Below are 25981 nucleotides of genomic sequence, written 5' to 3' on the forward strand. Positions count from 1 at the left end.
CGCACTCGCATCGGAGAAGGCAGTCCGCTCCCGCCAAGACCCTCCAAGCCCACTGCAACAGCCCGAAAGAGCAACTCTGGGAAGTCTTCGTTGGTGTCCGTGGCGTGGGGAATGCCATGGTGCTCGGCGAGGAGGATTTCATGCCGTTGATCGGGCGGGTGTGCGCTTCGAGCAGATGGCGCAGATCATATTCACCAGCGGCTACCAGGAAGCGGCCTTTTGAGAAATATCGGGACTTGGCCGATTTCCCGAACGGCTGAAACGAAGAACCGAATTTTTTTGGCTCGCAATTGGATGGCTGTCTGGTTCAGGCCTCGTAACGCGCAGATACGCGTTCCTTCCTGATAGCTACGGCTCGATATGGCTGATCCGGATTGGAGCGACGCGGCCTGATGTATACCGCCGGACCTGAAAGGTAATTCTACTGGCTGTCGTCGCTGAGGCCTACCAATGTTGTTACACAAAGTAAGTCGCGTTCTTTCTGCCTGAAGCTCGGGTTTGTCGTGAGTGGGGACCCCAGGGGGATCGTGTTGATATGCTCAGATCGGCGATGGTCTGGGGACGGTGAAATGTCAGTTCGGGTGAGCTTCCTGATTACCGGGAGGAGCCGCGTGCCGTTACTGTGTGCATTCGACGGTTGCCCGGCGAAGAAGGAGACACATGGCGGTATCACCGAGGGGTTCTGAAGGTTCGGCGAAGAAGACAACCAAGGAGATTCGTGAGTGGGCGATCGGGGAGGGCCGCGAAGTGTCATCCCGCGGCCGGATTTCGGCCGAGATCGAGCAGGCCTTCCATGTCGCTCAGGCGAAGAAGGTTCAGGCAAAGACGGTGCCGGTAAAGAAGACGGCCGCGACAACGACGGCCGGAAAGAAATTAGTCGCGAAGAAGGCTCAGGTGACGAGGGCGGCGGCGAGTACGGCTCCGGTGACGAAGGCAGCCGCGACGAAGACAGCTGCGACGAAGGCAGCTGCGACGAAGGCAGCTGCGACGAAGGCAGCTGCGAAGAAGACAGTCGCGAAAAACGCGGCTGCGGAGAAAACGGACGTGAAGAAGCCGGTCGCAGCGAAGGTGCCGGTGGCGAGGGCAGTGGTGAGTGGGGCTCCGGCGAAGAAGTTGTCCAGGGAGATTCGTGAGTGGGCGATCGGGGTGGGCCACGAGGTGTCATCCCGCGGCCGGATTTCGGCCGAGATCGAGCAGGCCTTCCATGACGCTCAGGCGAAGAAGATTCAGGCAAAGACGGCGCCGGTAAGGAAGACGGCCGCGACGAAGGCGGCTGCGGAGAAGAACGCCGTGAAGAAGCCGGTCGCGGCGAAGGTGCCGGTGGCGAGGGCAGTGGTGAGTAGGGCCCCGGCGAAGAAGTTGTCCAGGGAGATTCGTGAGTGGGCGATCGGGGTGGGTCACGAGGTGTCATCCCGCGGCCGGATTTCGGCCGAGATCGAGCAGGCCTTCCATGACGCTCAGGCGAAGAAGATTCAGGCAAAGACGGCGCCGGTAAGGAAGACGGCCGCGACGAAAACGGCCGGGAAGAAAACGGTCGCGACGAAGGTGGCTGCGGAGAAAACGGCCGTGAAAAAGAAGGGCACAGCGAAGGTGCCAGTGAAGAGGGCAGCGGTGAGAAAGTCTCCGGCGAAGAAGTCGCCGAAGGAGATTCGTGAGTGGGCGATCGGGGTGGGCCACGAAGTGTCATCCCGCGGCCGGATTCCGGCTGAGCTCGAGCGAGCCTTCCATGACGCTCAGGTTGAGATGCCGGTGGCGTGAGTTGCAAGATTGCCCTGGTGCAACTCGTGGCCATGCTGTCATGAAGGCTATCGGCCTGTGGGAATCGAGATCTTCGGCGCCATATGGTGGGCGGTTGTCCGGCGCCAGCGGCGCCGGCTATCGGGTGCGAGGTCTCCCGCCGGGCACCTGACTTGGCGATTCCCACTCAGGAGTGGATTGGGTGCAGGCAGCCCCAATTCAGGGCAAGCCTGAGCGTGGTGCGCGTGGCGCTTCGGGTGCGGCGGGAGACTCTCATGCCGCGGTGGGGCGAGTGGGCGCCGGCGCATCGGGACAATCGCGAACGCTGACGGACGCCGAGTCTTCGCGGACACCGACGAGGTGACCGTCGATCCCGCCCCTGCCGGTCCGGCCGGGGCGGGACCCAGCGGCGAGAACTCTGAGGGGAAATCGACGGCTCGCCCACAAGCCGCCGGGGCTGAGCTGCCTCGGCGGACAGGAAGGGGCCGGTCCACTCGAGAAGGGCAGGGCAGTGTCGAGCGGCTCGTTGACCGCGAACTCGGTCCATTCGTCGACGGCATCGACTACGTCGTAGCGTTGTTGCAGGACGATCCCGGTCTCAGTTTCGACGACGAGGCGCCACGCCGCTAGTTCCCGGCGCACGGTCGTGGCTACATCCTCGGGTGCGCAGGGTAACTCGCCCCGGGATGGCACAGCCCGATGATTCCGCCGCCCGGACGGTCCCTGGGTCCGGGAGGCCGGAGTCGTCATGGACCTGCAAGTTGTAGCCACGACGCACTAGCTAACGCCCCTTCCTGACCGTCCGTGTCCGCGTTCACAACGCCACGACCGACTATTGCGGAATGCGATTGAGGAGGCGGCGTCCGGCCGCGGACCCCGCCTCCGACGACAAGTGAGCTCAGCGGACACCTGAACAGGGCGGTGGAAATCAGGACTCGAGTAGTTCGGACACGGTGACGAACCGATATCCCTCCGCCGTGAGTCCGGCGAGGACGTCTGGGACGGCGTCGAGCGACGCTTGACGCGAGGGAAACATGACGTGCATGAGGATGATTGAACCGGGGCGGGTCTGCGCCAGAGTCGCGGCTACGATTCCAGCGGTGTCGGCGGTGGCCGCGGAGTCCGGTTCGACGTCCCACATGACGGTGGTCCGATCGTGCTCGGCGAGATAGTGGGGAAGCCCGAGGAGTTTCTTACCGTACGGCGGGCGGACGGTGATCGGACCGGTGTAGCCGGTGGCCCGGATCGCCTCGTCCGTCCGTTCGATTTCATCCCGCACGGTGTCGGCAGAGACGAAGACCATTCGACGGTGGGTGTCGGTGTGGTTGCCCAGTTCGTGTCCGGCATCAGCGATCCGCCGGCCGTGTTCCGGGTTCGCGCGCAGGTCGGTGCCGTTGAGGTAGAACGTTGCTCGGATGCCGGCCTCGTTCAGTAGCCGCAGCACCTCGGGTGTTCTGCTGGTCGGCCCGTCGTCAAAGGTGAGAGCGACGACCTTTTCGTCCGTGTCGACCCGAGTCCTCCGACGGGTTTTCTGGCGAGTGGTCACCAGCGCTCCTGTTCATCCGTCGCTGCCTGGGACTCGGCCACAGTAACAGGCCCCTGCTGCTCGGTGGTCGGGTGAGACAACCGGATTCGCCTGTCGTTTCGCCACGATGCGGAGAGCTGCAGGGCCGACGGGAGCGGGTCTCCGATCCCGCGGTTCTGCCGTAAGGAGCCCATTACCGCCCCGCTGATGAGCAGTCTATGTGTGAAGCCGAGGGGGAGACCCCGAAGCAATGCGCCCACTGGGAGTTGAAGAAGCGAATGCCCGCCGAGCGGCTGTCGAGACAGAAACCGGAGGCATCAACCCCGAGAAGGGGTGACGCCTCCGGCTCATCCTGTGTATCCGAGTGTCGCCGAATCTCATCCATTCTTGCCCACGAACTAGACAGGCTGCCCTTGTTCGAGCGGCCCTCGGCACTGCGATCAGACGGACGGGGGACAGGTCGTCACCCGTGGTGAAAACCGCACTCCGTAGTAGTCGGAGGGGCGGCCAGGAACGGGCGCACCTCGAGCCACTCGTGGATCGGCTTGCCACCCGCACCCGGGGCCGCGGACAGCTCGCCGGCCAGCTCGAGCGCCCGCTCGTGGGTCTCGACGTCGATCACCATCCAGCCGGCGATCAGGTCCTTGGTCTCCGCGAACGGGCCGTCGGTGACCGGCGGCCGCCCCTCGCCGTCGTATCGGACGAACGTGCCCTCCGCGGAAAGTGCCTGACTGTCGACGAACTCGCCGGTGCCCTCGAGCCGGGCGGCGAAGTCGTTCATGTACTGCACGTGAGCGGAGATCTCCTCCGGCGTCCACTGGTCCATGGGCACGTCGTTGAGCGATGCCGGCGCGCCGCGGTAGTGCTTGAGCAGCAGGTACTTGGCCATCATGTTCTCCTTTTGGTGCGGTGCGGCCCATTGTGGCCGATTCACTCCGGGGACGAAGCCGCGCGCGAGTTCTCGACATCCCACGGCGACATTTCCTGACCATCTTCTCTGTCGGGGCCACAATCCTGCTAGGGGTGGGCGTCTCGTCCAGTCCGGTGATGATGGCCTCTAGGGCGTGTCTCCCAATGATTTGGGGTGTTGTGCTGCAGACTCTTCGCTGTGGCAGACGTTGTTAATAGGTTTGAGGTGTTGACGGACAAGCAGTGGGAGTTGCTTGCGCTGCTGTTGCCCAGTTCGGATGGGCTGCGGGGGCGGAAGTTCCAGAACAGCCGGCTCGTGGTGGAGGGGATGCTCTACCGGCTGCGTACCGGGCTCCCGTGGCGGGATCTACCTGCGCATTTCGGCCCCTGGAAGACGGTGTGGAAACGGCACCGACGCTACGCCGGGGATGGAACGTGGGATCGGGTACTCATAGCCCTGGCGGCGATGGCCGATGCCGGTGGCGACCTGGATTGGGCGGTGTCGGTGGATTCCACCGTGGTGCGGGTGCACCAGCACGGCGCCAACGCCGCGCGTGACACAGGGGGATCTGCCGAATTACACGAATCTGCTTGACGAACCGGTCGATCACGGCATCGGCCGGTCCCGCGGCGGGCTGACCTGCAAAGTCCACCTGGCGTGCGATGGCGACGGACGTCCCTTGTCGGTGCTGGTGGGTCCTGGCCAGGCCGGCGACAGCCCGATGTTCGGCCCGCTCCTGGAGGGCATCTGCGTGCCGCGCATCGGTGGCGGCGCACCCCGCACGCGCCCGGACGAGGTCCGTGCCGACAAGGCGTACACATCCAAGGCCAATCGAGAACTGCTACGCAGCAAGGGCATCAAGGCGGTCATTCCCGAGAAGTCCGATCAGGTGGCCAACCGCAAGAACAAGGGCAGCGCGGGCGGTCGGCCACCGAACTTCGATGCCGAGTCGTACAAGGGCCGCAACGTGGTGGAAAGGGCCTTCAACAAGGCAAAACAGTGGCGAGCGGTGGCAACCCGGTATGACAAGCTTGCCCTGACTTACCGGGCTGGATTCCTCCTCGCCGGCATCGTCGAATGGCTCAAACTATTGGGAGACATGCCCTAGTCTCGGGTCGGGTTGGCGTGATGCTTGACCCACCGCGCCTCTCGGTGGTCCCAGTAGCGGGTGCGATCGTGGGGGTGGGCGCGACCGTTGAGCGGTGAAGCGGGCGTAGCCGTTCCCGTCGCGGTTTTCCTGTGCGATCCTGCGTTGGCGTCGAGAGAACCACCGGCTGTCCGGTGCCCGATGGAAGGGCTACGGTGGGGCAGCCTGTGCGCCCGTAGAACCACGTCGTGGGTGTGGTGTGCACCTGCGCCGCCACTGATCGAACGGTCCCGCACCTCGTTGACGTCGATGTGCCAGCTGTCATCGAGGAGCGCCGCCACATCATCGGGTGTGACCCAGTCATCGGGGTCGAAGCCGTGCTCGCGCGCCGCATTCGCGTCGCGGATGTCGTGGTGTACAACCAGCAAGATGCCGCCCGGTGCGACGGCGGAGATCAACGCGCGTTCTGCGGCATGGTCAGCGGTACTGCGCAAGGCGGGGTACTGAGCGGAGACCAGGTCGAAACCACCCGTGGGCAAATCGGCATCGAGAAGTCCGCTCAACACCCAGGTGATGTCCACGTCTTCCCCGGCGGTGTGGACCGCCGCCCGGTCGAGGGCGACCCGAGAAACGTCCAGCGCGGTCACGGCCCATCCCTGGCGGGCGAGCCAGAGCCCGTCGGCGCCTTCACCGCAGCCGACGTCCAGGGCGCGTCCCGGCCGTGCGCCGGTCATCTCGTCAACTAGTGCGCCGTTGGGTTCTCCGCTCCACACGCGATCCCGCTCGCTGTAGCGCGCATCCCATTCGCCTGCCTCGCATGATGTCGTCTTGACTTCGGTGACCTCGCCCGCTTCTTCCATACCCACACAGTGCAATACCACCGACGGTTTCGGCGAGAGTTCTTGCCGGACTGGCAAGAATGCCGCTGCTCGGGGCAGCGCGGCGGGCAGGTTTGCTGTTCTGAATGCGTTCTTATGCGATCCTGACGTGCACCCTGTCCCCGTCGTCTACCCGTGGCTCTATCTGGTCATCGCCCACCTCTCGTTGGAGCGACGACCGGTTGGCTCACAGGGCTCCTCGTAGTCCACCGAGAGTGGCGGTTCGCACGCACCTGAGAAGGCCCAGTGTCAACGAGTAACGATGCGTTCCATCAGTTGCCCCAGGTGGCCCTCGTCCAAGCGAGGAGGATGGCCATCCACACGCGCAGTGGTGGCCGTCCGATCACGGGTACGTCGACGAATACGAGGGAGCGCTGCGGCGAGGGCCAGTCGCGCATGTCGAGTGTCCAGCACCCGGGGTCGGTTCGAAGCCGCTTGTGCACACCACGCTCACCCCGGGCTCGACTGGAGTCAGAACGATACTTCACGTATCGGAGTTGCAACGCGATTTGAATATGTTCGCATGTAATGACTTTCGGTATCACATTGGTGTGTGGATAGTTTCCGCGTTCGTGCACCCACCGGAGTTTGGCGAACTTCGAACAGTGTTGTCGTTTATCATATTTCGGGAACGTCATGAAATCGGTACCGGACACGCAGGAGCATCTCTTCGATGTCGAGGTGCCCGTCTGATTCCGCCTGTTCGATCAGGGCAACGAAGTTCGCTTCCCAGTCGTCCGGAGCATCCGGCGTCGTGGATAGCTCTGCCTCGAGGTGGTGCAGGTCAACCCACAGTTCACCACGTCGCCACCGGGCCAAGGGCGAGAGCCGTCCCACACGACGAATTCGGCAACTCGCCCCTCGATCGATGATGGCGTCGAGACCGGCGGGATCGCCGGTCCAGGCGATCCACGCAGCGGAGACCGAATGGTGTGCATTGATGAACAACCGCATGGTGGATCTTCCGGTCGGTGTCGCGCCGGTGCATGGCGACAGCCGGGGCTGAAGGCATAGCCGAGGCAGTCTCCACTCGATGAGGTGTATTTCCCCAGCGGGCCGACCCTGTTCGGATCAGCAGCGTGGGTGGATGCTACCCGCACGCCTGGGGGTTGTGGTCTGCCCCTCCGGACAGAAGGTGGGTCAGAATCCTGCGCCGGGGGTCATGCCTCCATCGATGACGTACTCGCCTCCAGTGCAGTAGCTCGATTCGTCGCTGGCGAGGAAGAGCACGAGATTGGAGACTTCCTCGGGTTGGCCGTAGCGGGGGATGGCCATTGTCGCATCGGAAGGCGAAGGTGTCAGTGGGCACGTCCATGTCACGGCCCACAGCCCACCTCGGCGTTCAGCGCTGAGCGTGATCGGGGGTTCGCAATCAGCTTGGGGTACCGGCGATTCCTGCGAATATCCTTCGTGCTTCGTCTTGACCGTCGAGGATGCGGCTGGTCCTCGTTGTGACCCTCCAGCCGTCGCGGGTGCGGGTGAGCTCCCACCTGTTCGCCGTGACTCTGCTGACCTGATATCCGTTGCCGTCGGGTCGGCGCAGGATCATTTGCGTGTGGCAGAGCGCTACCGCGGCGTCCCCGTCCACGGTGATGTGCGCAGGGCTCATGACGTGTCCGCAGCCCTGACGCAGGAAGCCCTGGTGAGGGTCTGTTCGAACCATCGCTTCGATCTGGCCGCGTCCGTCCATGCGGCCGGTGTCGACGTCATAGACGCCGTTGTCGGTCCACAGTCCGGCGACGAGGTCGGCAAGTCCGCAGTCGACGGCCGGGCCGTAGGAGTGCATCAGCCGCATGATCTCGTTGTGGTCCTCGAGCAGCTGGATTCGGTTCTCCAACGCCTGCATTCGGGATTCGATGTTCGGACCTTTGGGCCTGGTCGTGTCGCTCATGTGATTCCTTTCCGGATGGCCGACGGGCCATCGTCGGAGGGAGCAAAGGGATGTGGTCAGTCCGGGGGGATCGGGATCGTGCCATCGAGGACGGCCTGCCGGATCGTCTCGCGCAGCGCCGAGCAGGTCCTGAGGTGCACCCCCTGGCGGCCCGGAACGGCGTCGACGCGGAACTGTGCGCAGGAGGTCTTACAGTCGGCCAGCCACTGCACGGAAGTGTGGTGCCAGCTGAACTTCTCCACCATCACCCGGGTGCTGCAGGTGCTGCATTCCAACGGTTGCATGACGATTCCTCTCAGGTGGGCTTGCCTGCGGCGGTGCTGCGGGCGAGGTTGTCGGCGACTTCCTGTTTCCATGTCTCGACCGGTTTGGTGGTGTCGAGCTCGTACTCGAAGCGGTCCACCATCTCGGGCTTGACGTCTGCGACGTCGACGTAGAACTGCTCATACCAGCGGCGCAGTTGGTAGACGGGGCCGTCCTCGTTGGTGAGCAGGGGGTTGTCGATCCGGGTCTTGTTCTTCCAGATCTCGATGTCCTGCTCGAAACCGACGCCGATGTAGCCGATCATCGCGTCGACCAGTTGGTCGGCGATCGTGGCGGGCACATGGTCGGTCTTCTGGACGGTGATCCCGTACATCAGGACGAACTTGTCGGTGGTGATCGGGTAGTGACAGTTGATGAGGACGGAATCGACGTCGAACTTGTCGTACTCGTAGGTCAGCTCGTCGATCATGAACGAAGGCCCGTGGTAGGCGGCGAGGGACCGGTGTGCCAGCAGTTGGGGGACGTCCGGGTCGGTCCATTCGGTGATGTCCTCACGGCCGACGCCGCTTTGCTCCTGGATCGCGACGTGACCCTCGAAGATGTTCTTGAAGTACGTCGGGAAGGAGAAGTGGACGTAGAAGAAGTGCGCCATGTCGACGACGTTGTCGATGATCTCGCGGCAGTTGGTGTCGATGACGATCGACTTCCACACCCACTCGGTCCACTCGGTGCCTGGCGCCCTCATCACCGGGATCGTCACCTCGGCCGGCGGCGGGTTGCCCTCCGGATCGTGCCAGACGAACAGCAGCCCATCCTGTTCCATGGTCATCCAGGCGCGAGTACGCGCCAGCGGCGGAACCCGTCGCGCGTAAGGGATGTCGGTGCACTTGCCGTTGTCGCCCCAACGCCAGTCGTGGAACGGGCACGCGATCGAATCGCCCTTGACGGTGCCCTGACTCAGGTCGCCGCCCATGTGCCGGCAGTAGGCGTCGAGGATCTTGATCTCACCCTTGCTGTCGGCGAACACCACGAGTCTGGTGCCGAACGCCTCGATCGAGTGCGGGGCGCCGTCCCGAAAGTCCACCACCAGCCCGAGGCAGTGCCACCCCCGGGCGAAGCGGGCAGGCGGGGTGCCCTCGTCGATATAGCGGACCTCGTCGGTTTCATCGATATTCAGGGCAGTCATGGTGGTTTCCTTCCTTCTGGTCTTGGGCTCAGGTCGCGCGCAGCCACTTGCGGCCGCGCCCCCGCCTGGCGTCCGGTCCGAATGCCCAGAACTCGGCGCCATGAGGCGTCCTCGTTGTGACCTCGGCCACCGGTACCTGGCCACCCTGTCAGCGCCAGACGGCGGTGCACCACTTCGGCATCCGTTCAGCGGACGACACGCTGGTCGGCCGCGGTGACCTCGCGTGTCGTCACGTGTTTGCCCGCACCGACTCGGGTTCGACGGAGCCTCGACCTGCAGCGGGCGAACACGAGGCAGCTCCCGCTCACCGGAAGGGGCTCTGGTGATCCACCGGTTCCGAAGCTGTGCTGGGAATGCCTGTCCGTCTCGGACGGCCGGCGGCGCTCCAGTTCGCGACTGCCGCCAGGGAAGGGAGAAGCCGATGTTGCACGGAGAACGCACGGAGAACGTCCCGCCCGCGTCAACCCTCGATCGGCTGTCCCTGGTGCTGGACTGCTTTCGCAGCACGCCGGCTCTGAGCCTCACCGACCTATCTCGCCGAACGGGGATACCACGGACGAGCACTCGTCGGATGCTCGAGCAGTTGGTGCGACTGGGTTGGCTCCGTCGCCGCGGCAGCGAGTTCGAGCTCGGGGACACACTCGTCGAGTTCGGAGCGCTGTCGCTGTACCAGAACAAGTTCGACCGGGTGGTGGCCCCGGTGCTCCGCGAGCTGCATCTTGTTACCGGTCACGTCGTTCATCTCGGTATCCTCGACGGCACCGACGTGGTCTATCTCGAGAAGATCGGCGGCCAGAGGGCCCCCAACCTCCTGACGCGGGTCGGAGACCGCATACCCGCGCGGTCGTCGACAATCGGCAAGATCTTGCTCGCAACCGCCACACAGTCCGATGATGCCTCCGCCGACCTCCGCTCCGAGACCGACAGACTCCGACATCTGGGAATTGCGTTCGGAACCTGCGCCGGAGGATTCAGTTGCATCGGAGTGCGAATCGGTTCCCTGGGCGGAGTGCAAGCCGGGCTCTCGATCAGCGGACCGACGAGCCAAGTGAAGTTCGACCATCGGCATGCCGCACCTGTGCGTATTGCGGCTGCAGCCATCACACAGTACCTCGACTTCGCGTCAGTGACCCGAAGACCTGCCTGACAGTGCCGCTGGGCAAGGCCAAAGCTATTCGACGCCGCCCAGCTTTCGGATCTCGACCTGGCCGAGATCCGCTCGCCGGACCGCCGGCTTGCTCGCGTATCGACCCCGTTGACACCATGTTCTCATGACATCCGAGCTCACCGATTCGCGTCGATTCGATCCCGAAGAAGCAGTGACCGCGCTGTTCGAGCCGCTGCAGGTCCGCTCCCTTGCCCTGCCGAACCGCATCGTCATGTCCCCAATGACGAGGGAGCACTCACCCGGCGGGATCCCCGGCGCGGACGTGGCCGCCTACTACCGGCGGCGCGCAGAGGGCGGCAGCGGTCTGGTGATCACCGAAGGCGTGGCGATCGACCACCCGACCGCCGTCGACAGTCCGAAAGTGCCACGCCTGCACGGCGAAGCGGCACTCGTGGGCTGGCGCGACGTGGTCGACGAAGTTCACGAAGCGGGCGGCCGGATCATCCCGCAGCTCTGGCACGTCGGGCCACTCTGGGGCGCGATGAGCGACGTGGATCCGAGCCTGACGTCTATGCGCCCGTCGGGAGTGTGGGGCCGGGCGGGACGTACCGTCTACCCGGACGACTACATCGCCCGTGCGAGCGCTCCGACCTCGGCGATGACCGAGCAGGACGTCGAGGATGTCATCGCCGCGTACGTGCGCTCGGCCCGCAACGCGGTCGAGGTCGGATTCGACGGGATCGCCATCCACGCCGCACACGGCTACCTCTTGGATTCGTTTCTGTGGGAGTCGACGAACCAACGCACTGATCACTGGGGCGGCGACCTGCAGCGGCGCACCCGGTTCCCGGTGGAAGTGATTCGGGCGATCCGGCGGGAAATCGGTCCGGAACTGCCGATCTTCTTCCGGTTCTCGCAGCACAAGCAGCAGGACTATGGCGCTCGGATCGCGAACACCCCTGCCGAGCTGTCCGTCGTACTGAACGCGCTGATCGACGCGGGAGTGGACGTGCTCGACGCCAGCATTCGCCGTTTTGACCTCCCAGCGTTCGAGGGGAGCGATCTCACACTGGCTGGGTGGGCGAAGAAGCTGACCGGAGCTGTGAGCATGGCCGTGGGCAGCGTCGGCCTGAGTAAGCCACTGCGCGACACGGGCACGCCCGAACCCGCCGACCTCGATGGAGTGTTCCGGCGGTTGAAAAGCAACGAGTTCGATCTGGTCGCGATCGGGCGACTGCACCTGGCCGATCCGGCCCTGGCTCGCGCGCTGCGCCGCGGTGAGCCCATCCCGACCTTCGACCGCGAACGACACGAGGGGCAGCTGTACTGACCTGGATTTCGAGGTCAAGATCGATCTGAGTGTCCACCTGTACCCGTGCTCGTCGAGCCGGACGTGGCCGATGGGGGACCACCAGCGAGGTACCGGAGAGCGACCCCTGCCAGTTCGATCCCCATTTCCACCGATTCATCGACAATGTGATGGTGTCGTTCTGGTGGAGCCGCGGCGACGGTCTCGCCAACCACCAGCTCGGCCAGATCCTCAGCCGCGCAGCAGGTGTGGGTGAGGTTGATCTCGCCGATCCGCAGTCGATCGACCGGGCGCTGCGGATCGCGGTCGCCGATCCCGCGGTGCTGGCCGAGTTGGACCAGTGGTGGCAGATGGTCGAAACCCGGCGGGCCGGAAACGGCACCCGCAACCCGGGTCTGGGCCCGGCGCAGTCGATTCGGTACCTCACCGACCGGCACCGTCACGCCGGCGGCGCTCGGCAAATGCCGCCGGCAGGTCGCCGCCGTCGATCAGACGATCATCAGCGCGAAGGACCTTCCCGAACTCGCGCACCCAGACGCGGAGATGCTCGACTTTCTCGCCCGCTACCTGGAGCCACGTTCCTGGGTCTTGGCCCTGGCGTGACCCCACCGGGGTGAGCCGGTGCCAGGCGCGGGCCACAGGGTTGGACCGGCGAAACCGCCACCCGAGGACGCGACTGCCAGCATTGCCAGTAATGCTTGCATTGTCGGCGATGATGTCGATTCGCTGATCGATGGGGACGTGTCGTTCCCACTGGTAGATGCCGGTAATGGTCGGGTAGTTCAGAGGTTCCAGGGTTGGAGCAGAGCGGTCCGCAGGCTGGGGGAGGCGATTCGGTGGTCGGCTCGTAGGCGGGGGTTGGGGTGTCCGAGGTCGGCGAGGGTTTGTTCCGCGTCCGGTACCGGGATGGGGGAGAGATCGGTGCGGCTGCGCAGCAGGTGACCGGTGGCACCGTGGGTGTGGGGTATCGCGATGGCATCGGAGTCCACGACCGCGGGCGGGTGGATCCATTGGTTGTCGGCGGTGACGAAGATCAGGACAAACCGGTGGAATTGCATCGGATGCAACATTGCGCGCTAATCGGGTCCGGATATCTGCGCTGCTCAAGGGGAGCGTAGCGCAGTTCGGTACGAAGAGGGTCTGAGCGTTGAGCAGCGCGAATTCACGTACGCATCATTGATGCATCTGATACAACAGACTGGTGAACGTGCCACTTCCGGGTTCTGCGCGTCTTGTCCTGGCGGATAACGTTGTCCATTTCGACCCTGAGCCGGCGCTCGTCGCGGCGATGTTGGAGGGTTGGCGGCGGCACCAATCCGCGCGGTTTCTGCGAGAAACCACCATGGTGAGACGGCTGCGGTTGATCAGTCGACTGGTCGAGTTCACCGGCTTGTACCCCTGGCAGTGGACGCCGGCCGAGGGTGAGGCGTTCATCGACCATCTGCGGAATTTGGATCCGCCGCGTGCGCTGTCGACCGCGCGGGGCTACGAGATCGCGATCAACCTGTTTCTGGAGTTTCTGCTCGATCCGCGTTACGGGTGGGCCAGTGTATGTGAGGAACGATTCGGTGAAGTGCCGCAACAGATTTTCCATGACGGCAACTCGATCGTCCACCGAAGTGAGTACGAAGGTGATCCCCGTCGGCGCCCGCTCACCTACGATGAGATCCAGGCATTGTTCGACGCCGCCGACGCTCGGCCGGGCAAGATCGTCGGCCGGGGCGTGAAGGGTGGACTGGGCGCTGCTCGGGACGCGGCGGTGCTGAAGTTGGTCTATGCCTTCGGCCTTCGGCGTACCGAGGCCTCGAAGCTCGACCTGGTCGATCTGCGCCGCAATCCGAGGATGGCGCAGTTCGGTCGGTTCGGCAGTGTGATGGTGCGCTTCGGCAAGTCGTCGAAGGGATCTGCGCCCAAGCGGCGATCGGTGCTGCTAGTTCCGGAGATGGACTGGATCATCGAGGTGCTCGAGCAGTGGCTGACCGAGCTGCGGCCGCGGTTTTCGCCGGGTGCACATCCGGCGTTATGGGTCACCGAACGGGTGGGGCGGTTGCAGCCTCGCTCGATCAACGACGCGTTCGTTGCGGCGAAGCGGGACGCGGGCTTGGACGAGCATCTCGACGTCCATTGCCTGCGGCATTCGGCGGTGACACACTGGACCGAATTCGGCTATCCCGCAAAGTTTTCCCAGGAGCAGGTCGGGCACTCGCATGCAGCGACGACCGCGATCTACACCGGGGTGTCCAACGAATTCCGAAATCAGATGCTGGTGGCTTCACTGAAGGGCCGGCTCGGCACCGACTGGGATGTGACGTGATGAACAAGAAGATGGGTTACCGCTGGCGGCTGCGGGATTTGATGGCCGATCAGCAGATGTTTCAGACCTCGAATCTGGTGCCGCTGCTCGCCGAGCGTGGCATCACGTTGTCTCGAGAACAGGTCTATCGTTTGGTGACCCAGCCTCCACAGCGACTGAGCATGGATGTGCTGGTCGCGCTCTGCGACATCCTTGGCTGCTCGCCGAACGACCTGATCGAACCGGAGGTCGTCAACCAGCAAGTCCGTAAAACGGTTGGTGCTGAATCTGATTCGGTCAATATCGAACCACGTCGAAGCGTGATTCGAAGGCCAGGTCGAAAATGACGCCTCGGTCTGCTCGGAGCGGCGAACTGTTGTTCGCGGCTCAAGAGCGCTTGATCGGGGTGCTACGGGAGGTCGCCGGTCCGGATATGTCCGTCGAGACCGCGCAACGTCTGCTGCAGCAGGCTCATGCATGGGAAGGTCGGAATGCCCGCGAGCTGGACGTGTACCTGAGCGAACACCGCGATGCGTTCATCGCACCGTCGCCGCATTGTCCGGTGACGGTGCTGAGGTTGTTGACGCTGCTGACCGACAACGGGTTCGGCGACAAGGTGGTCCTGCTTGGGTGTGTCCGCTGTGGCCGCACCGACCAGTTCCTCAGACGCCGAACACCCGACGGCCGGTGTTGTGTGCGGTGCATGGAGCGGGTCGAGCGGCGAGCGTGCGCGCGGTGCGGCCAGATCGGCAGGATCGTCGCCCGCCGCCAAGAGGGTCGGATCTGCCGCGCGTGTTACAGCCTGGACCCTGCTCGGCGGAGCGAGTGTTCACGATGCGGCAAGTTGGCCGAGATCATCAGCCGCGGCGAGGACGGCTCACCGCTGTGCAACCGCTGCGCCTCGCGTCCGAAGAGACCGTGTGTGCACTGCGGCCGAGTGCGGATCGTCGGCGCCAACACGGACAAAGGGCCCGCGTGCAAGAGCTGCCACGCCAGCGCTCGGCCTCGGCTGTGCGGAATCTGCGGGCAAGTACGCACGATCCAGCGTCGAGGTGACGGCAAGGGCCGTCCTGATATGTGCCAGCGGTGTTGTCGCGAGGTCGGCGAATGCGCGGGGTGTGGTCGGCACCGTTTCGGGGTGCGCTTCCGCGGCGGCCCGTTCTACTGCAGCACCTGCTACCCGAGATCGAAGCGATCGTGTGCGATCTGCGATGAGATGAAAGCAGTGGCGGCGGTATGGCCGGTGGGCTCGGTCTGTCAGCGGTGCTACCGAACCCGATTGGAGCACCCCGACACCTGCGCAGAGTGCGAGAAGGACCGGATCCTGGTTTGCGTCAACGGCTCCGGCGATGCTGTGTGCACCCGGTGCGGTGGTGTCGATCTGAACTTTGCCTGCAGAAGCTGCGGCGAGGAGGGGCCGGGGTTCCGTGACGGCCGATGTTATCGGTGCCTGGTGCTTGCGAAGATCGCCACGCTCCTCGGCGACGAGGGATCGGCAGGTGATGCCCGCATGAAGCCGATGTTCGATGCGCTCGCCGCGGTAAGCCCGGGCAGCGTCCATACCTGGGTGGTCAACGACGACTCGCTGGCCGTGCTGGCCGCGCTCGTCCGAGCGGGCCGCGGTATCACCCACGAGGAGATCGACAAACTCCCGCAAAACCGTCGAACCCGTCACATCCGCGCGGCATTCGTCGCCGCGGGAGTGGTGCCGCAGCGCAACGAGGCGTTGGCTCAGCTCCAACTCTGGGTTGATCGCATCGTCCCCACGCTCCCGGCCCAGCATCAGCCCGTTATTCGCGCTTACGCCGAATGGCACCTCGTGCGCCGTGCCCGACTCCGGGCGGCCCGCCGGCCCTTCCGCCCTGGCGCGGATGCCTCGAATCGGCAGCGGATCCGGTGCGCCATAAACTTCTTGAGCTGGCTCGCCGATGAGGGGGCCTCAATCGGCACCCTGGGCCAGCACCATGTCGATACCTACTTCGACACCCGCCCCTCCAAGGCCAGAGCGTTGGGCACCTTCCTGGCGTGGATGCAGGCACGGCGCCTGATCACGGGAATCGAAGTTCCTCGCAGGAAGGGCGGACTCCCACAGCGGTTCCAGGACCACGATGAGCATGCCGAGCAACTACGACGGTGCCTGACCGACGACGAACTTCCGCTCGAGTTTCGCATCGTCGGCGCGCTGGTCCGGCTCTACGCCATACCGGTGGCCCGCATCGTCGAGCTGACCTATGACCGATTCCACCGCGACGACACCCACGCCTATCTGGTGATCGAGCAGAACGCGGTCATCCTTCCCCCCTCGCTGGCTACCCTGATCGAGGAACTGATCAGGGTGAGGCGATCCGGCGGGCGGGCGTACTCGGGTCCGGGGGTGCCGGCCTTGATGTTTCCCGGCATGCCGCCGAGTCGGCCCCGAAACACGAATGCCCTGCACAGAAACCTGAAGAAGTACGGCCTGCCGACGTTGGCTGCCCGCAACTCGGCGATGATCGCCAACATCGTCGACCTGGAACCGGTCGTGGTCAGCGATCTCTTCGGCATCGCTCCGCAGACTGCGCACAGATGGGCCCAATACGCTCAAACTAGCTGGGCCACCTACCTCGCGGCTCGATCCTCCGACACGCAGCCTTTGTGATCGCTCGGTCTGGTCGTGCCCGCGAATTTGTGACTCCACCACCCCGCGACTGAAAACTGAGCAGGCGACCCCGAAGGATGCGGCAGCCCCCTCATTTGAAGCGAGATATCGCCTTTGTCCCGGAATAGCGCACGAATTGAATACCTACGCTCCGCCAGCCGTCCCCATGCTTCAGGCGGGTGTCGGTCTTGTCGTGGTGGAACCATTCGAGCTGGTATTTCGCTGCTGGCCCGGCCGGGGCGCGGTGGTTGCGGGCCCTGGGTGGTATTCGATTGTGCCGCAGTAACATCCAGGCTATCTTTGCGGGTAGGAATCCGGGGTCGGCTTGTCCGCGGCCGCTGATCCCGGGATCGGTACCGCGCGCCCGATTTGCCATTGCGTGGTGGCGTTGTCGAGGAATGTCTGGTCGACCTCGGTAGTTTCCTCGATGCCGTCGATGAAGGCGCGGACGGCGGCGACGACCTTGGGGTCGTCGGTGATGACCGCGGCCTCGTCGGCGATGGTGGAGCTGTGTGAGGCGTTGGCGGAGCCGATGATTGCCCGCCGGTCGGTGGCGATGACATTGGCGTGCAGGTTCGGTGACGACAGCACCCGCACCCCGGTGTCGACGTAGTAGGCGAGCGCGATCGGGGAGGTCAGGTGTGCGCGGACCGCGGCGCGGGAGGCGTTGACGACGAGGACGTCCCCGGCACGCAGCGGCAGCAGGGTGGGCGGATCCAGGCCGTACAGTTCGAGCTGATCAACGCTGCCCTGGTCTCCGTCGAGACCGTTGACGAGACCAGCGATGACGGGATCTCGACGCCACCGTAATCGTCTCCCGGATCATGCTCCAGCACGGACTCGCACCTGCCGACGCCGGTCGTGTCGACCTTTTGCCCGAAGCGCGGCCGTGGAGGTACCGGTGCGTTTTGTGCTCGGCGCGCATCCAATTGCGCAGGGTTTCGTGGCTCACTCTCGGGTTGTTGCTGATGCCCTCGAAGGTGTGTGGCTCAGATCGGACAGGTACTGCGCGACGGCATTTTGCCTTGAGTTCCGCCGAGTACGCATTCATCGCCATCAATGACATCTCTTCGTCTGGGCCCTCACGGCCCAGTGTTGACGATGTCCTCACTCAGGGGGTACTCCCCTTATCCTCTGACCGGGGCGCTCACTCGAACCTCTGGTGTTCGCTCCGCCGAGGCCACCGACCGTGCCCCACTCGGCCGCGAGGGCGGTCGCGTGGACCTCGTCCTCCTCCTCGTCGGAGGGGGTGCGGGTGGTGCGCGTGATCCCGAAGAACGGCAGCAGCCCGGCGAGGGCGGCCGCGGTCGCGCCGACGACGAACGCGATCACGTACGCCGATTCGGTCGGGACGTCCGTTCCGTCGATCGTGATGCCGGCGAGCAGGGTCGCGAGCAGCGCACTGGCGAACGAACTGCCCACGGACCGTGCGATGGAGTTGATGCTGTTCGCGACGCCGGTCTCGTCCTGCCGGACCTCGGCCACGAGCAGCGACGGCAGCGACGCGTACGCGAGGCTGATGTACGTGTTGACCAGCAGGATGGCCGCGATCACCTCCCACGTGCGGTCGTGGGCGAAGACGAACACGACGAAACCGCTGACGCCGACGACGCTCGCGGCGATGAGGACGGCACGGGAACCGAAGCGGTGGATCAGTTTTCCGCTGAGGATGGAGGCGAGGACGCCGCTGATCGCGCCCGGCAGCAGGTACACGGTGCTGGCCTCGAGGACGGTGGCTCCGAAGCCGTATCCGGCCACCGCGCGCGGGGTCTGGACGAAGTACGAGCTGCCCAGGAACATCACGAACATCGACATGCCGACCACGAGCGCGGACAGGTGGGTGACGAGGACGGGTGGGTTGGTCAGCAGCCGGGGCGCGACGAGTGGGTCGGTGATCCTGCGTTCGTAGAGGAACCAGCCGATCAGGACCAGGATTCCGGCGATTCCGCTGACGATGGTGACGGGAGACGTCCAGCCCCAGGTGCCGCCCTCGGCGAGCGGCAGCAGGACGAGGACCAGGCCGGCGGCGAGACCGGCCGCGCCGATCCAGTCGATGGAACCTGTGCCGACGCGCGGGCGGCGGGGGATGGCGATCCAGGCGAGGACGAGTCCGGCGGCGGTGATGGCCGACGACAGCCAGAAGATGCGGTGGAAGTCGGCGCCGTCGGAGACCAGCACACCGGTGAGGACGATGCCGAAGCATCCGCCGAATCCGAGGGTGCCGGAGAAGATCCCCATCGCCCCGGTCAGCTTCTCGGCGGGAAGTTCGTCTCGCAGGACCGCGATGCCGATGGGAAACAGCGCGAACGACACGCCCTGGAGCACGCGGGCGAAGATCAGCACTCCCACGGACGTCGACAGCGCACCGATGAGGGAACCGAGGAGCACGACGACGAGCACCCCGAGCAGGACGGGTCGTTTGCCGCGGAGATCGGCGAGGCGGCCGAGGACGGGTGTCGCGGTGGCGGCGGCGAGGAGGTTCGCGGTGAGGAGCCAGCCGACGGCGGTGGGGCCGACGTCGAGTTGCGCACCGATGGTCCCGACGATCGGCACCACCAGTGTCTGCAGAACGGCGACAATCATCAGTACGAAGCACATGACCGGCAGGAGTGCCCTGGCTGCGGTGGTGGATCTGGCGGCCATGTGTCCTCCTGTAGGGATTAGGTGAGCGGGCGTAGGTAAACACGGTACTGGGGCTAACTAACGAGGGGGTTCACGGTGGCGTCCGAACAACTGCCGCACGCGTAGTTTCGCCGGCGCGGTCGGCTGGTCAGACGGGTGAGCGTCCTCGCGTCGTGGATACTCCCCAGTGCGACCGCCGGCGCGGATAGGTGGAGGAAAGCGCACGGACGAGATGCGGATCGCAGCAAGTATCCTGCACTACTGCCCATAGCCTGTCGACGAACTGGTGCTCGGTGATTCCGAATGTCTGGAAGACAAGCTCCGCGGGAACCCCGCCGTACGGAATCCATCGCCGAGCGAGGGTGATGAGTTCGCGTGCTTCGCGGGGTAGGTCCTGGCAGTCACTCATCGGGCGTCTTCCTTTCTCGAGCCGTCGCTATCCCTCGTGTCGAGGCCGCCAAAGGCGTCGACCGGTCTTCTCGGCTCAGATGAGGAAGCCGGGCTGGTCATGGCAGTCCAGAACTCGAACTCTCGCGCGACCACACGAGTGTGCGCGAGAACGCGAAAAACTTCCGTAATTCTCTGTGCAAGAGCGAATGTCATTCGGCACTACTCAATTCATTGGTCATTGGCGGCCGGAAGATTATGCGGTGACGAGGCACCACAGGTTCTGTCGGCATGCGGTGATGGACGCGGTGGTGAGCATGTCGTCCCAGTGGTGGAGGGAGCCGAACTCGGAGCGCCACGCGAGGGCAGGTTGAGTGAACTCGTGCAGGCGGTGCTCGCGGGTGGTGCCGATCGCACCGTGCACCTGGTGGGCATTACGGACGACGATGGAGGCGGCGTGCCCGGCGCAGGAACGGGCAACAGCGACAAGGACGTCGAGGTTCGGTGCGGACCAGTCGGTGCGGACGGCTTCGTTCAGGGCGGCTTCGGTGGCGGCCCGGGTGAGTGCGGCTTCGGCGGCGATATCGGCGACGAGGTTTTGTATGGCCTGAAACTTCGCGAGCGGTCGCCCGAACTGGGTGCGTTCGGTGGTGTGCGTGATCGACAGGTCGAGGATGCGATCGAGCGCGGCGCTCGTCTGCACGGCTCGGATCAGTGCGCCGCGCAGGAGTAGTTGGTCGACGACCGCGTCCGCTACCGGAGTGCCCGAGTGGGCGCTGTCGATGGTAACGGTGTCCCTGGGTTCGCCGGCGATGTTGGCCTCCGGCGTGATGGTGAGCATGTTCGTCTCGATGTCGGCGACAACGTACGTGTGGGTGTCGCGCCAGACCGTGACGATCTTGTCGGATTGGGCGGCCCAGGGCACCCGGTGGGCAGTTCCGGTGTGATCGAGCAGGCAGACGGTGCGGCGGGCGTCGTCTGCGGGAAGCCCGGCGGTATCGAGCAGCCAGCCGGCGAGCAGGTCGTGTTCGGCCAGCGGGATTCGGACGCCGTTGGCTGCGGCGGCGCGGAGCAGTTCCGCGGCTTCGAGCCATCCGGCTCCGCTGCCGCCGGATTCCTCTGGTCCGGTGAGGCGGGTTAGGCCGAGATCGGTGAGGTGGGACCAGAGGATTGGGTCCCACGTAGCGGTACCGGCGTCAGGTTCCTTCTGGTCGCGGTAAGCGACGAAGACCGCAGACATCATTTCCACAAGATCGGGGTCGACAGTGCTCGGGGTCGTCATCAGCGCATTCCCAATCCCCGCGCGATCACGCCGCGCAGAACTTCGTTGGTGCCGCCACGAAGGGTGAATCCGGGGCGTTGGGCGGCGGCGTCATCGATCATTGCCCGGTAGCGGCGGGGGCTCGGACCCGTGTCACCGGTGATGACGTCGGCAAAATCGGCGATGTCGCCTTCGGTGGTGGTTCCGAGGACTTTGACGACGGCCGCGGCGACGTCGGCGGGTTCGTGGCGTCCGAGGGCTCCGGCGACCGCGGTGGACATCTGGTGCAGCCCCATTGTTCGGGCGAGATACCGGCCTAGGTCGGGGTGTCGGGGTACTGCCCCTGTCCGCATCTGTTCCGCGGTGTCGGCGAGGAGAGGAAATGTGGACAGGAAGCGTTCGGGTCCGCTGCGTTCGAAGCTCAGTTCCGAGGTGACCTGCTGCCAGCCGCTGCCGATGGTGCCGAAGACCATGTCGTCGGCGACGAAGACGTCGTTGAGGATGACTTCGTTGAAATGGTGCCCACCGTGCATCGAGACGATGGGCCGGATGTCGACGCGCGGGGACCGCAGGTCGACGATGAACTGGCTCAGTCCGTCGTGCCGATGTGAGGGGTCGACGGGGGTCGTGCGGGCGAGGCAGATGAATGCATGGGCATGGTGGGCGCCGGACGTCCAGACCTTGGTGCCGCTGAGGACCCAGCCGTCGTCGACGCGGGTGGCTTTGGTGCGGACGCTGGCGAGGTCGGATCCGGAGTCGGGTTCACTCATGCCGATGGCGAAGTAGCACTCGCCACGGGCGATCTCGGGTAGATACTTCCGCTTTTGAAATTCGGTGCCGTACAAAAGGAGTGACGGTGCAATCTGACGGTCGGCGATCCAGTGCGCGGCGACCGGGGCGCCTGCAGCGAGGAGTTCCTCGGTCACGACGAAACGTTCGAGGTGGCTGCAACCGCGGCCACCGTACTCGATTGGGATCGTCATGCCGACCCATCCCCGGTCGGCGAGTGCACGCGAGAAGTCCTCGTGCCAGCCGGTGAGCCAGCTGTCGATCCGCGGAGTGATGCGCCCATCAGCGAACTGAGCGTCGACGAATTGCCGGACTTCGGCGCGTAAGTCGTCCATGTCGTGTGGGTCCGACGCGATGGGCGGAACCAGTAGCGGATCTCTCATTGGAGAATCCCTTCGGTTGTGGCTGAGTCGGTTTCGGGTGTTGCGTCGACGTTGGGTCCCGGTGCCTGCATGTCCGTCTGCAAACCGGTTGGAATGTTGGTCGATGTTGACCGCCGCATGTCTTGATTACGCACTATGGCAAAAGTGGGCGATATACGCAATGCTGGTGGCTAATTCGGCGCAGGTGCCGAGATCCGCCACGTGAGTGCATCTTGATACTTGACGTACCGACCGGGCGGTACTAAGTTTCCGTGAACGGTAGCCGCTCGGCAAACTGCTTCGAGTCGGAGTTCCGCAATGAATTCTCGAAAGGTGTCCCATGGCCGGACTGTGGTTCGACGACGTGGAAATCGGAATGACGTTCGAGACTCCGCGTCGCACTGTGACGGAGGCGGACGTGGTCAACTTCGCCGGAGTGTCCGGTGATTTTCATACGCTGCACACTGATGCGCAAACTATGCGCGAGAGTCAGTTCGGCGAACGGATTGCTCACGGAGCGCTCGTTCTGTCGATCGTGACAGGCCTTCGGGGCCGGCTCGGAATCTTCGACGACACCCTGGTGGCGTTCGCCGAGATCCGTCGCTGGCGCTTCGTGCGTCCGGTGCTCATCGGCGACACGATCCGCGCGGCCAACGAGGTCGTGGAGCTGACTCCCACGTCGAAACCCGACCGTGGCGTCATGGTCCAGCACGTGCAGGTTCTCAATCAGCACGATGTCGTCGTACAAGAAGGAGAAATGGTGGCATTGGTGAAGCGGGAGGCGAAGGTATGAGGGTCCGCGCGGACGACCCCCAACTCAATGAGGTGTTGACCGGCGCCGGCCCTGCGGGAAAAGACCCCCGTGACGGTCTCGTATTCGTCGCACGGACCGGTCTTCGTGAATGGGCGGAGACCGAGGACGAACTGGCTCAGGCGTTCGACATGACCCGGGAGACAGTCGCGGCCGGTGGTGCAGTGGTCTACGTCGTGCGCTCGGCCGCACTGCTGGGACGAACCGAACCGCTGGACGCGGCTGTCGCAGCCGGCCTACTCAGCGGCGCGCGCGCACTCGCGCTCGAGCGCCGAAAACACAACGGCTACTCGACGGTCGTCGCCGTGGCCGACGATGTGGAACCGAAGTCGGTTGCCGACGCGGTGGATCTCCTCGTCGCCACTCGCGGGGCCAACGGTCAAGCCTTCGTACTCGGCGACGAACATTTAGGAGCAGCTCTGCCATGAAGATTGCAGTGGTCACAGGCGCGGCCCGGGGTATCGGCTTCGAAATTGCCCGGCGCCTGACGAAGGACGGCTACCGCCTGGTCCTGGTAGACGTGGATCCGACGGTCGGGGACAGCGCAGCATCGATCGATGCCACGCCAGTGAAGGCCGACATCGCCGATCCGGAGGGCCGTGCGCAGATTCGCTCCGCAATACGGTCCGAAGAGGGGCAGCCGACCTTGCTGGTGAACAACGCCGGTATCACGCGCGATGCTCTGATCGGCGACATGACCGAACCGAACTTCCGACTCGTCAATCGAATCAACCTGGGCGCGACCTTCGAGTTGACGTCCGAACTGGCCGACGAGATCGTCGATGGTGGCGCGGTGGTCAATATCAGCTCACGCGCATACCTCGGCAACGTCGGCCAGTTCAACTACGCCATCTCGAAGGGTGGCGTAGTCGGCCTGACCCGGTCACTGGCGTTGAGCCACGCGCCGCGCTTGCGCGTCAACGCCGTGGCACCGGGCTTCATCGCCACCGACATGACCGACGCAGTACCCACGAGGGTGCGTGACCGCATCATCTCGCGCATTCCGCTGCAACGCCCGGGCAGGCCCATCGATATCGCCGAAGCCGTCGCTTGGTTGGGCTCCGACCAGGCGGCATATGTCACGGGACAGGTATTGCCGTGCTGCGGAGGTCGCAGTCATGGCTGAAGGCGGTCATGGCAGATACGTAGTGCACAGGTAGTGGATAGGTAGTTTCCCGCTGGCATCGGGGCTGGTCCGCAGGGACCCTCGTGTGATGGTCGTCACGGAAGGGTGCGGTGTGATGTCGGCCCTCGAAAACCGGTTGAAGAAACGACGGTCGTTCTCGTCGGGAAGCGGCGTTCGGCCACAGAGACTTGGAGTGAAGTATGAAACTGGACTTGCTGTATGCGTTGACGAATCGTTCGGGCGAGTTGTCCTGGCATGAGGTGCTGGAGGCGACGCGGCGACATGCCGTGATGGCGGACGAGCTCGGATATGACCGTATTTGGTTGGGGGAGCATCACTTCGATGTCGACGGGACCGATGCGAGCCCGAATCCGATCATGCTGGCGACGGATCTGGCCGCTCGGACGAGCCGCATCCGGTTCGGGATGGCGGCGGTATCGCTGACCCTGTGGCATCCGCTGAGGGTGGCGGAGGATCTCGCCATCCTGGACCACTTCAGTGACGGTCGTCTCGATGTGGCGTTCGGTCGGGGAATTCTGCCGATCGAGGTGATGAACCTCAATCCCGAGGCAAACCGCTGGAACGGCAGCGAGAACAGTTACGGGATCTTCGACGAAAACCTCGCGATCGTGAAGGGGATCTGGACCGACCGCCAGTTCAGTTGGAAGGGGCCGCGCTACACATTCCCGGAGCCGGGGACGAAGTTCATCCACTCGCCCGGTGCGCCCGATCCGGAAGGCTGGGTCGGCGATGACGGCATGCTTCAAGCGTTCGGGATCACTCCGCAGCCGTACCAGCAGCCGATGCCGCCGCTGTTCGCGGTCACCGAGACTGTCGAGGGCTTCCGGCGCGCCGCTCAGAAGGGTATGAAGCCGATCACCTGGTACCCCACCGGTCAGGTTCTCCACAACCTCTGCGAACTCTATCGCGACGAGCGGGCCAAGGTCACCGGCGTCACCCCGGCACTCGGCGAGGATGTGGGCGTGCTGCGCATGGCATACGTCGCGGACACGGACGAGGAGGCGCGTCGCATCGCTGAGCCGGCGGTGGTGGAGTTTTTTGAGCTTATCTGCCGGGTTCGCGGTATCGGGGTCTTCCTCGACGCCGACGAGGACCCGAATGATCCCAAGTACAAGGCGATGGCTCCCTGGGATCTCATGTTCGATCGTGATCACCTCTTCATCGGTTCGCCGGACACCGTGCTCGCGAAGATGACGCGGATGACGAAGTCGCACGGCATCCAGAACTGGCTGTTGCAGATGGGCGTGCCGGGCATCGCACACGAGGACATCGACAGATCCCTGAAACTCTTCGCCAGCGAGTGCATGCCGGAACTCCGCACACTCGATTCCACGGCTGTCGCCGCGAACTGATCCACCGGATCCCACCGAAGGAATACTCATGACGGAATACCTCAACCCAGGCAACCTTTCCTACCCTCGATTCGGAATGAATCCGGGTGTGGCGACCAAGGACTACGTGTTCTGCGGCGGCATGGCGCTCGATCTGGAGACGCTGGCGCGTAAGCCGGAGGCCGACACCATCGCGAACGAGACGAAGATCGCGCTGGAGGAGATCCAGGGGATCCTCGAGACTGCCGGCTGCACGCTCGGGGACGTGGTGAAGACGACCTGTTACCTGGCCGACGATTCGTATCGCAAGGAGTTCTGGACCGCGTACACCGAGGTCTTCGGCGAAGGCCCGTACCCGGCGCGCACGACGCTCGTCGTCGGCATCGCCGGCGACTGCCGCGTCGAGATCGACGCCGTCGCGCTCCGGCCGAAGAGACAGGGATAG

At 64.5% G+C, this 25981-nt stretch carries 25 protein-coding genes and 3 pseudogenes; 13 read left to right on the top strand and 15 right to left on the bottom strand.

The window, feature by feature from the left end; genetic code table 11:
- Positions 1–624: 624 nt before the first annotated feature.
- Positions 625–1758, top strand: coding sequence for a histone-like nucleoid-structuring protein Lsr2 (locus CJ177_RS31050; protein ID WP_095869359.1), 1134 nt, complete (start codon positions 625–627; stop codon positions 1756–1758).
- A gap of 252 nt (positions 1759–2010) precedes the next feature.
- On the opposite strand, the gene CJ177_RS47990 is transcribed toward CJ177_RS31050, so the two are convergent.
- The 3 genes from CJ177_RS47990 to CJ177_RS31065 all read right to left on the bottom strand — a co-directional run bounded on the left by CJ177_RS47990 (position 2011) and on the right by CJ177_RS31065 (position 4151).
- Positions 2011–2379: a hypothetical protein gene (locus tag CJ177_RS47990; protein WP_095869360.1), complete on the bottom strand. Its 369-nt coding sequence runs from the start codon at positions 2377–2379 to the stop codon at positions 2011–2013.
- Between the two features lie 286 nt (positions 2380–2665).
- The gene (locus tag CJ177_RS31060) at positions 2666–3283 is read right to left on the bottom strand and encodes a polysaccharide deacetylase family protein (RefSeq protein ID WP_231914267.1); all 618 of its coding nucleotides are present in this window, start codon (positions 3281–3283) and stop codon (positions 2666–2668) included.
- Positions 3284–3725: 442 nt separating this feature from the next.
- Positions 3726–4151 carry a YciI family protein gene (locus tag CJ177_RS31065; protein WP_095869361.1) on the bottom strand — a complete coding sequence of 142 codons (426 nt, stop codon included), beginning with the start codon at positions 4149–4151 and terminating at the stop codon, positions 3726–3728.
- A gap of 219 nt (positions 4152–4370) precedes the next feature.
- Between CJ177_RS31065 and CJ177_RS31070 the strand changes: the two genes are divergently transcribed.
- Positions 4371–5280 (top strand): IS5 family transposase gene (locus tag CJ177_RS31070; RefSeq protein ID WP_255284983.1). Its coding sequence is split into 2 segments (ribosomal slippage): positions 4371–4721 and positions 4723–5280, totalling 909 coding nucleotides; the frame shifts between segments, so codons are not numbered across the junction.
- Here CJ177_RS31070 and CJ177_RS31075 read toward each other — a convergent pair.
- The 7 genes and pseudogenes from CJ177_RS31075 to CJ177_RS31100 form a co-directional block, all read right to left on the bottom strand.
- Positions 5277–6119: a bifunctional 2-polyprenyl-6-hydroxyphenol methylase/3-demethylubiquinol 3-O-methyltransferase UbiG gene (locus CJ177_RS31075; RefSeq protein WP_179443319.1), complete on the bottom strand. Its 843-nt coding sequence runs from the start codon at positions 6117–6119 to the stop codon at positions 5277–5279. The genes CJ177_RS31070 and CJ177_RS31075 overlap by 4 nt on opposite strands.
- Positions 6120–6409: 290 nt before the next feature.
- Positions 6410–6535, bottom strand: a complete 126-nt coding sequence (locus CJ177_RS48520) for a hypothetical protein (RefSeq protein WP_257014751.1) — start codon at positions 6533–6535, stop codon at positions 6410–6412.
- A gap of 220 nt (positions 6536–6755) precedes the next feature.
- Positions 6756–7091 (bottom strand): hypothetical protein, encoded by a 336-nt coding sequence (locus tag CJ177_RS31080; RefSeq protein WP_061699901.1) that lies wholly within the window; start codon positions 7089–7091, stop codon positions 6756–6758.
- Between the two features lie 186 nt (positions 7092–7277).
- Positions 7278–7409: pseudogene (locus CJ177_RS31085) on the bottom strand (SDR family oxidoreductase); the annotation flags it as partial.
- A gap of 100 nt (positions 7410–7509) precedes the next feature.
- A complete protein-coding gene (locus CJ177_RS31090) occupies positions 7510–8028 on the bottom strand; it encodes a nuclear transport factor 2 family protein (protein WP_063886911.1) in 519 nt (172 codons plus the stop codon).
- 56 nt (positions 8029–8084) lie between these two features.
- Complete coding sequence (locus tag CJ177_RS31095; RefSeq protein WP_095869363.1) at positions 8085–8312, bottom strand: hypothetical protein; 228 nt, start codon at positions 8310–8312, stop codon at positions 8085–8087.
- 11 nt (positions 8313–8323) lie between these two features.
- Positions 8324–9478, bottom strand: coding sequence for a Rieske 2Fe-2S domain-containing protein (locus CJ177_RS31100; protein ID WP_061699899.1), 1155 nt, complete (start codon positions 9476–9478; stop codon positions 8324–8326).
- A 421-nt stretch (positions 9479–9899) separates the two neighbouring features.
- Between CJ177_RS31100 and CJ177_RS31105 the strand changes: the two genes are divergently transcribed.
- The 3 genes from CJ177_RS31105 to CJ177_RS31115 all read left to right on the top strand — a co-directional run bounded on the left by CJ177_RS31105 (position 9900) and on the right by CJ177_RS31115 (position 12498).
- On the top strand, positions 9900–10625 hold the full coding sequence (locus CJ177_RS31105) for an IclR family transcriptional regulator (RefSeq protein ID WP_061699898.1): 726 nt from the start codon (positions 9900–9902) through the stop codon (positions 10623–10625).
- A gap of 124 nt (positions 10626–10749) precedes the next feature.
- Positions 10750–11916 carry an NADH:flavin oxidoreductase gene (locus tag CJ177_RS31110; RefSeq protein WP_061699897.1) on the top strand — a complete coding sequence of 389 codons (1167 nt, stop codon included), beginning with the start codon at positions 10750–10752 and terminating at the stop codon, positions 11914–11916.
- Positions 11917–12147: 231 nt separating this feature from the next.
- Entirely contained in the window at positions 12148–12498 is a 351-nt protein-coding gene (locus CJ177_RS31115) for a hypothetical protein (protein WP_257014752.1), read from the top strand.
- 179 nt (positions 12499–12677) lie between these two features.
- On the opposite strand, the pseudogene CJ177_RS31120 reads toward CJ177_RS31115, so the two are convergent.
- Positions 12678–12935 (bottom strand): annotated as a pseudogene (locus CJ177_RS31120) (phosphatidylserine/phosphatidylglycerophosphate/cardiolipin synthase family protein); the annotation flags it as partial.
- Between the two features lie 248 nt (positions 12936–13183).
- On the opposite strand from CJ177_RS31120, the gene CJ177_RS31125 reads away from it, so the two are divergent.
- From CJ177_RS31125 to CJ177_RS46915, 3 genes are all read left to right on the top strand, one after another.
- Positions 13184–14209: a tyrosine-type recombinase/integrase gene (locus CJ177_RS31125; protein ID WP_095869364.1), complete on the top strand. Its 1026-nt coding sequence runs from the start codon at positions 13184–13186 to the stop codon at positions 14207–14209.
- Positions 14209–14535: a helix-turn-helix transcriptional regulator gene (locus CJ177_RS31130; RefSeq protein WP_095869365.1), complete on the top strand. Its 327-nt coding sequence runs from the start codon at positions 14209–14211 to the stop codon at positions 14533–14535. The genes CJ177_RS31125 and CJ177_RS31130 overlap by 1 nt, the downstream gene beginning before the upstream one ends.
- An 86-nt stretch (positions 14536–14621) precedes the next feature.
- A complete protein-coding gene (locus CJ177_RS46915) occupies positions 14622–16826 on the top strand; it encodes an XRE family transcriptional regulator (protein ID WP_143548722.1) in 2205 nt (734 codons plus the stop codon).
- 160 nt (positions 16827–16986) lie between these two features.
- On the opposite strand, the pseudogene CJ177_RS31145 reads toward CJ177_RS46915, so the two are convergent.
- From CJ177_RS31145 to CJ177_RS31160, 4 genes and pseudogenes are all read right to left on the bottom strand, one after another.
- A pseudogene (locus tag CJ177_RS31145) lies at positions 16987–17549 on the bottom strand (phosphatidylserine/phosphatidylglycerophosphate/cardiolipin synthase family protein); the annotation flags it as partial.
- A 384-nt stretch (positions 17550–17933) separates the two neighbouring features.
- A complete protein-coding gene (locus tag CJ177_RS31150) occupies positions 17934–19469 on the bottom strand; it encodes an MFS transporter (RefSeq protein ID WP_095869368.1) in 1536 nt (511 codons plus the stop codon).
- 622 nt (positions 19470–20091) lie between these two features.
- Positions 20092–21117, bottom strand: coding sequence for an acyl-CoA dehydrogenase family protein (locus CJ177_RS31155; RefSeq protein WP_061701589.1), 1026 nt, complete (start codon positions 21115–21117; stop codon positions 20092–20094).
- Positions 21117–22268 (bottom strand): acyl-CoA dehydrogenase family protein, encoded by a 1152-nt coding sequence (locus tag CJ177_RS31160; RefSeq protein ID WP_061701588.1) that lies wholly within the window; start codon positions 22266–22268, stop codon positions 21117–21119. Before CJ177_RS31160 ends, CJ177_RS31155 begins: the two co-directional genes overlap by 1 nt.
- Positions 22269–22587: 319 nt before the next feature.
- On the opposite strand from CJ177_RS31160, the gene CJ177_RS31165 reads away from it, so the two are divergent.
- From CJ177_RS31165 to CJ177_RS31185, 5 genes are all read left to right on the top strand, one after another.
- Positions 22588–23040, top strand: a complete 453-nt coding sequence (locus CJ177_RS31165) for a MaoC/PaaZ C-terminal domain-containing protein (protein ID WP_005256873.1) — start codon at positions 22588–22590, stop codon at positions 23038–23040.
- Positions 23037–23486, top strand: a complete 450-nt coding sequence (locus CJ177_RS31170) for a hypothetical protein (RefSeq protein WP_095869369.1) — start codon at positions 23037–23039, stop codon at positions 23484–23486. Before CJ177_RS31165 ends, CJ177_RS31170 begins: the two co-directional genes overlap by 4 nt.
- Complete coding sequence (locus tag CJ177_RS31175) at positions 23483–24184, top strand: SDR family oxidoreductase (protein WP_061701586.1); 702 nt, start codon at positions 23483–23485, stop codon at positions 24182–24184. Before CJ177_RS31170 ends, CJ177_RS31175 begins: the two co-directional genes overlap by 4 nt.
- A 200-nt stretch (positions 24185–24384) precedes the next feature.
- Positions 24385–25557: an LLM class flavin-dependent oxidoreductase gene (locus CJ177_RS31180; protein WP_005256877.1), complete on the top strand. Its 1173-nt coding sequence runs from the start codon at positions 24385–24387 to the stop codon at positions 25555–25557.
- 28 nt (positions 25558–25585) lie between these two features.
- On the top strand, positions 25586–25981 hold the full coding sequence (locus tag CJ177_RS31185; protein ID WP_005256878.1) for a RidA family protein: 396 nt from the start codon (positions 25586–25588) through the stop codon (positions 25979–25981).

The organism is Rhodococcus sp. ACPA1, assembly GCF_002300195.1.
Lineage (GTDB): Bacteria > Actinomycetota > Actinomycetes > Mycobacteriales > Mycobacteriaceae > Rhodococcus_F > Rhodococcus_F opacus.

Bases quoted from the DNA above. Each gene is read 5' to 3' on its own strand.
- CJ177_RS31165 (WP_005256873.1), top strand. From the start codon at position 22,588: ATGGCCGGACTGTGGTTCGACGACGTGGAAATCGGAATGACGTTCGAG.
- CJ177_RS31100 (WP_061699899.1), bottom strand. From the start codon at position 9,478: ATGACTGCCCTGAATATCGATGAAACCGACGAGGTCCGCTATATCGAC.
- CJ177_RS31110 (WP_061699897.1), top strand. From the start codon at position 10,750: ATGACATCCGAGCTCACCGATTCGCGTCGATTCGATCCCGAAGAAGCA.
- CJ177_RS31095 (WP_095869363.1), bottom strand. From the start codon at position 8,312: ATGCAACCGTTGGAATGCAGCACCTGCAGCACCCGGGTGATGGTGGAG.
- CJ177_RS31065 (WP_095869361.1), bottom strand. From the start codon at position 4,151: ATGGCCAAGTACCTGCTGCTCAAGCACTACCGCGGCGCGCCGGCATCG.
- CJ177_RS31150 (WP_095869368.1), bottom strand. From the start codon at position 19,469: ATGGCCGCCAGATCCACCACCGCAGCCAGGGCACTCCTGCCGGTCATG.
- CJ177_RS31155 (WP_061701589.1), bottom strand. From the start codon at position 21,117: ATGACGACCCCGAGCACTGTCGACCCCGATCTTGTGGAAATGATGTCT.
- CJ177_RS31180 (WP_005256877.1), top strand. From the start codon at position 24,385: ATGAAACTGGACTTGCTGTATGCGTTGACGAATCGTTCGGGCGAGTTG.
- CJ177_RS31185 (WP_005256878.1), top strand. From the start codon at position 25,586: ATGACGGAATACCTCAACCCAGGCAACCTTTCCTACCCTCGATTCGGA.
- CJ177_RS48520 (WP_257014751.1), bottom strand. From the start codon at position 6,535: ATGCGCGACTGGCCCTCGCCGCAGCGCTCCCTCGTATTCGTCGACGTA.
- CJ177_RS31075 (WP_179443319.1), bottom strand. From the start codon at position 6,119: ATGGAAGAAGCGGGCGAGGTCACCGAAGTCAAGACGACATCATGCGAG.
- CJ177_RS31105 (WP_061699898.1), top strand. From the start codon at position 9,900: ATGTTGCACGGAGAACGCACGGAGAACGTCCCGCCCGCGTCAACCCTC.
- CJ177_RS46915 (WP_143548722.1), top strand. From the start codon at position 14,622: ATGTCCGTCGAGACCGCGCAACGTCTGCTGCAGCAGGCTCATGCATGG.
- CJ177_RS31130 (WP_095869365.1), top strand. From the start codon at position 14,209: ATGAACAAGAAGATGGGTTACCGCTGGCGGCTGCGGGATTTGATGGCC.
- CJ177_RS31175 (WP_061701586.1), top strand. From the start codon at position 23,483: ATGAAGATTGCAGTGGTCACAGGCGCGGCCCGGGGTATCGGCTTCGAA.
- CJ177_RS31160 (WP_061701588.1), bottom strand. From the start codon at position 22,268: ATGAGAGATCCGCTACTGGTTCCGCCCATCGCGTCGGACCCACACGAC.
- CJ177_RS31080 (WP_061699901.1), bottom strand. From the start codon at position 7,091: ATGCGGTTGTTCATCAATGCACACCATTCGGTCTCCGCTGCGTGGATC.
- CJ177_RS31125 (WP_095869364.1), top strand. From the start codon at position 13,184: ATGTTGGAGGGTTGGCGGCGGCACCAATCCGCGCGGTTTCTGCGAGAA.
- CJ177_RS31090 (WP_063886911.1), bottom strand. From the start codon at position 8,028: ATGAGCGACACGACCAGGCCCAAAGGTCCGAACATCGAATCCCGAATG.
- CJ177_RS31170 (WP_095869369.1), top strand. From the start codon at position 23,037: ATGAGGGTCCGCGCGGACGACCCCCAACTCAATGAGGTGTTGACCGGC.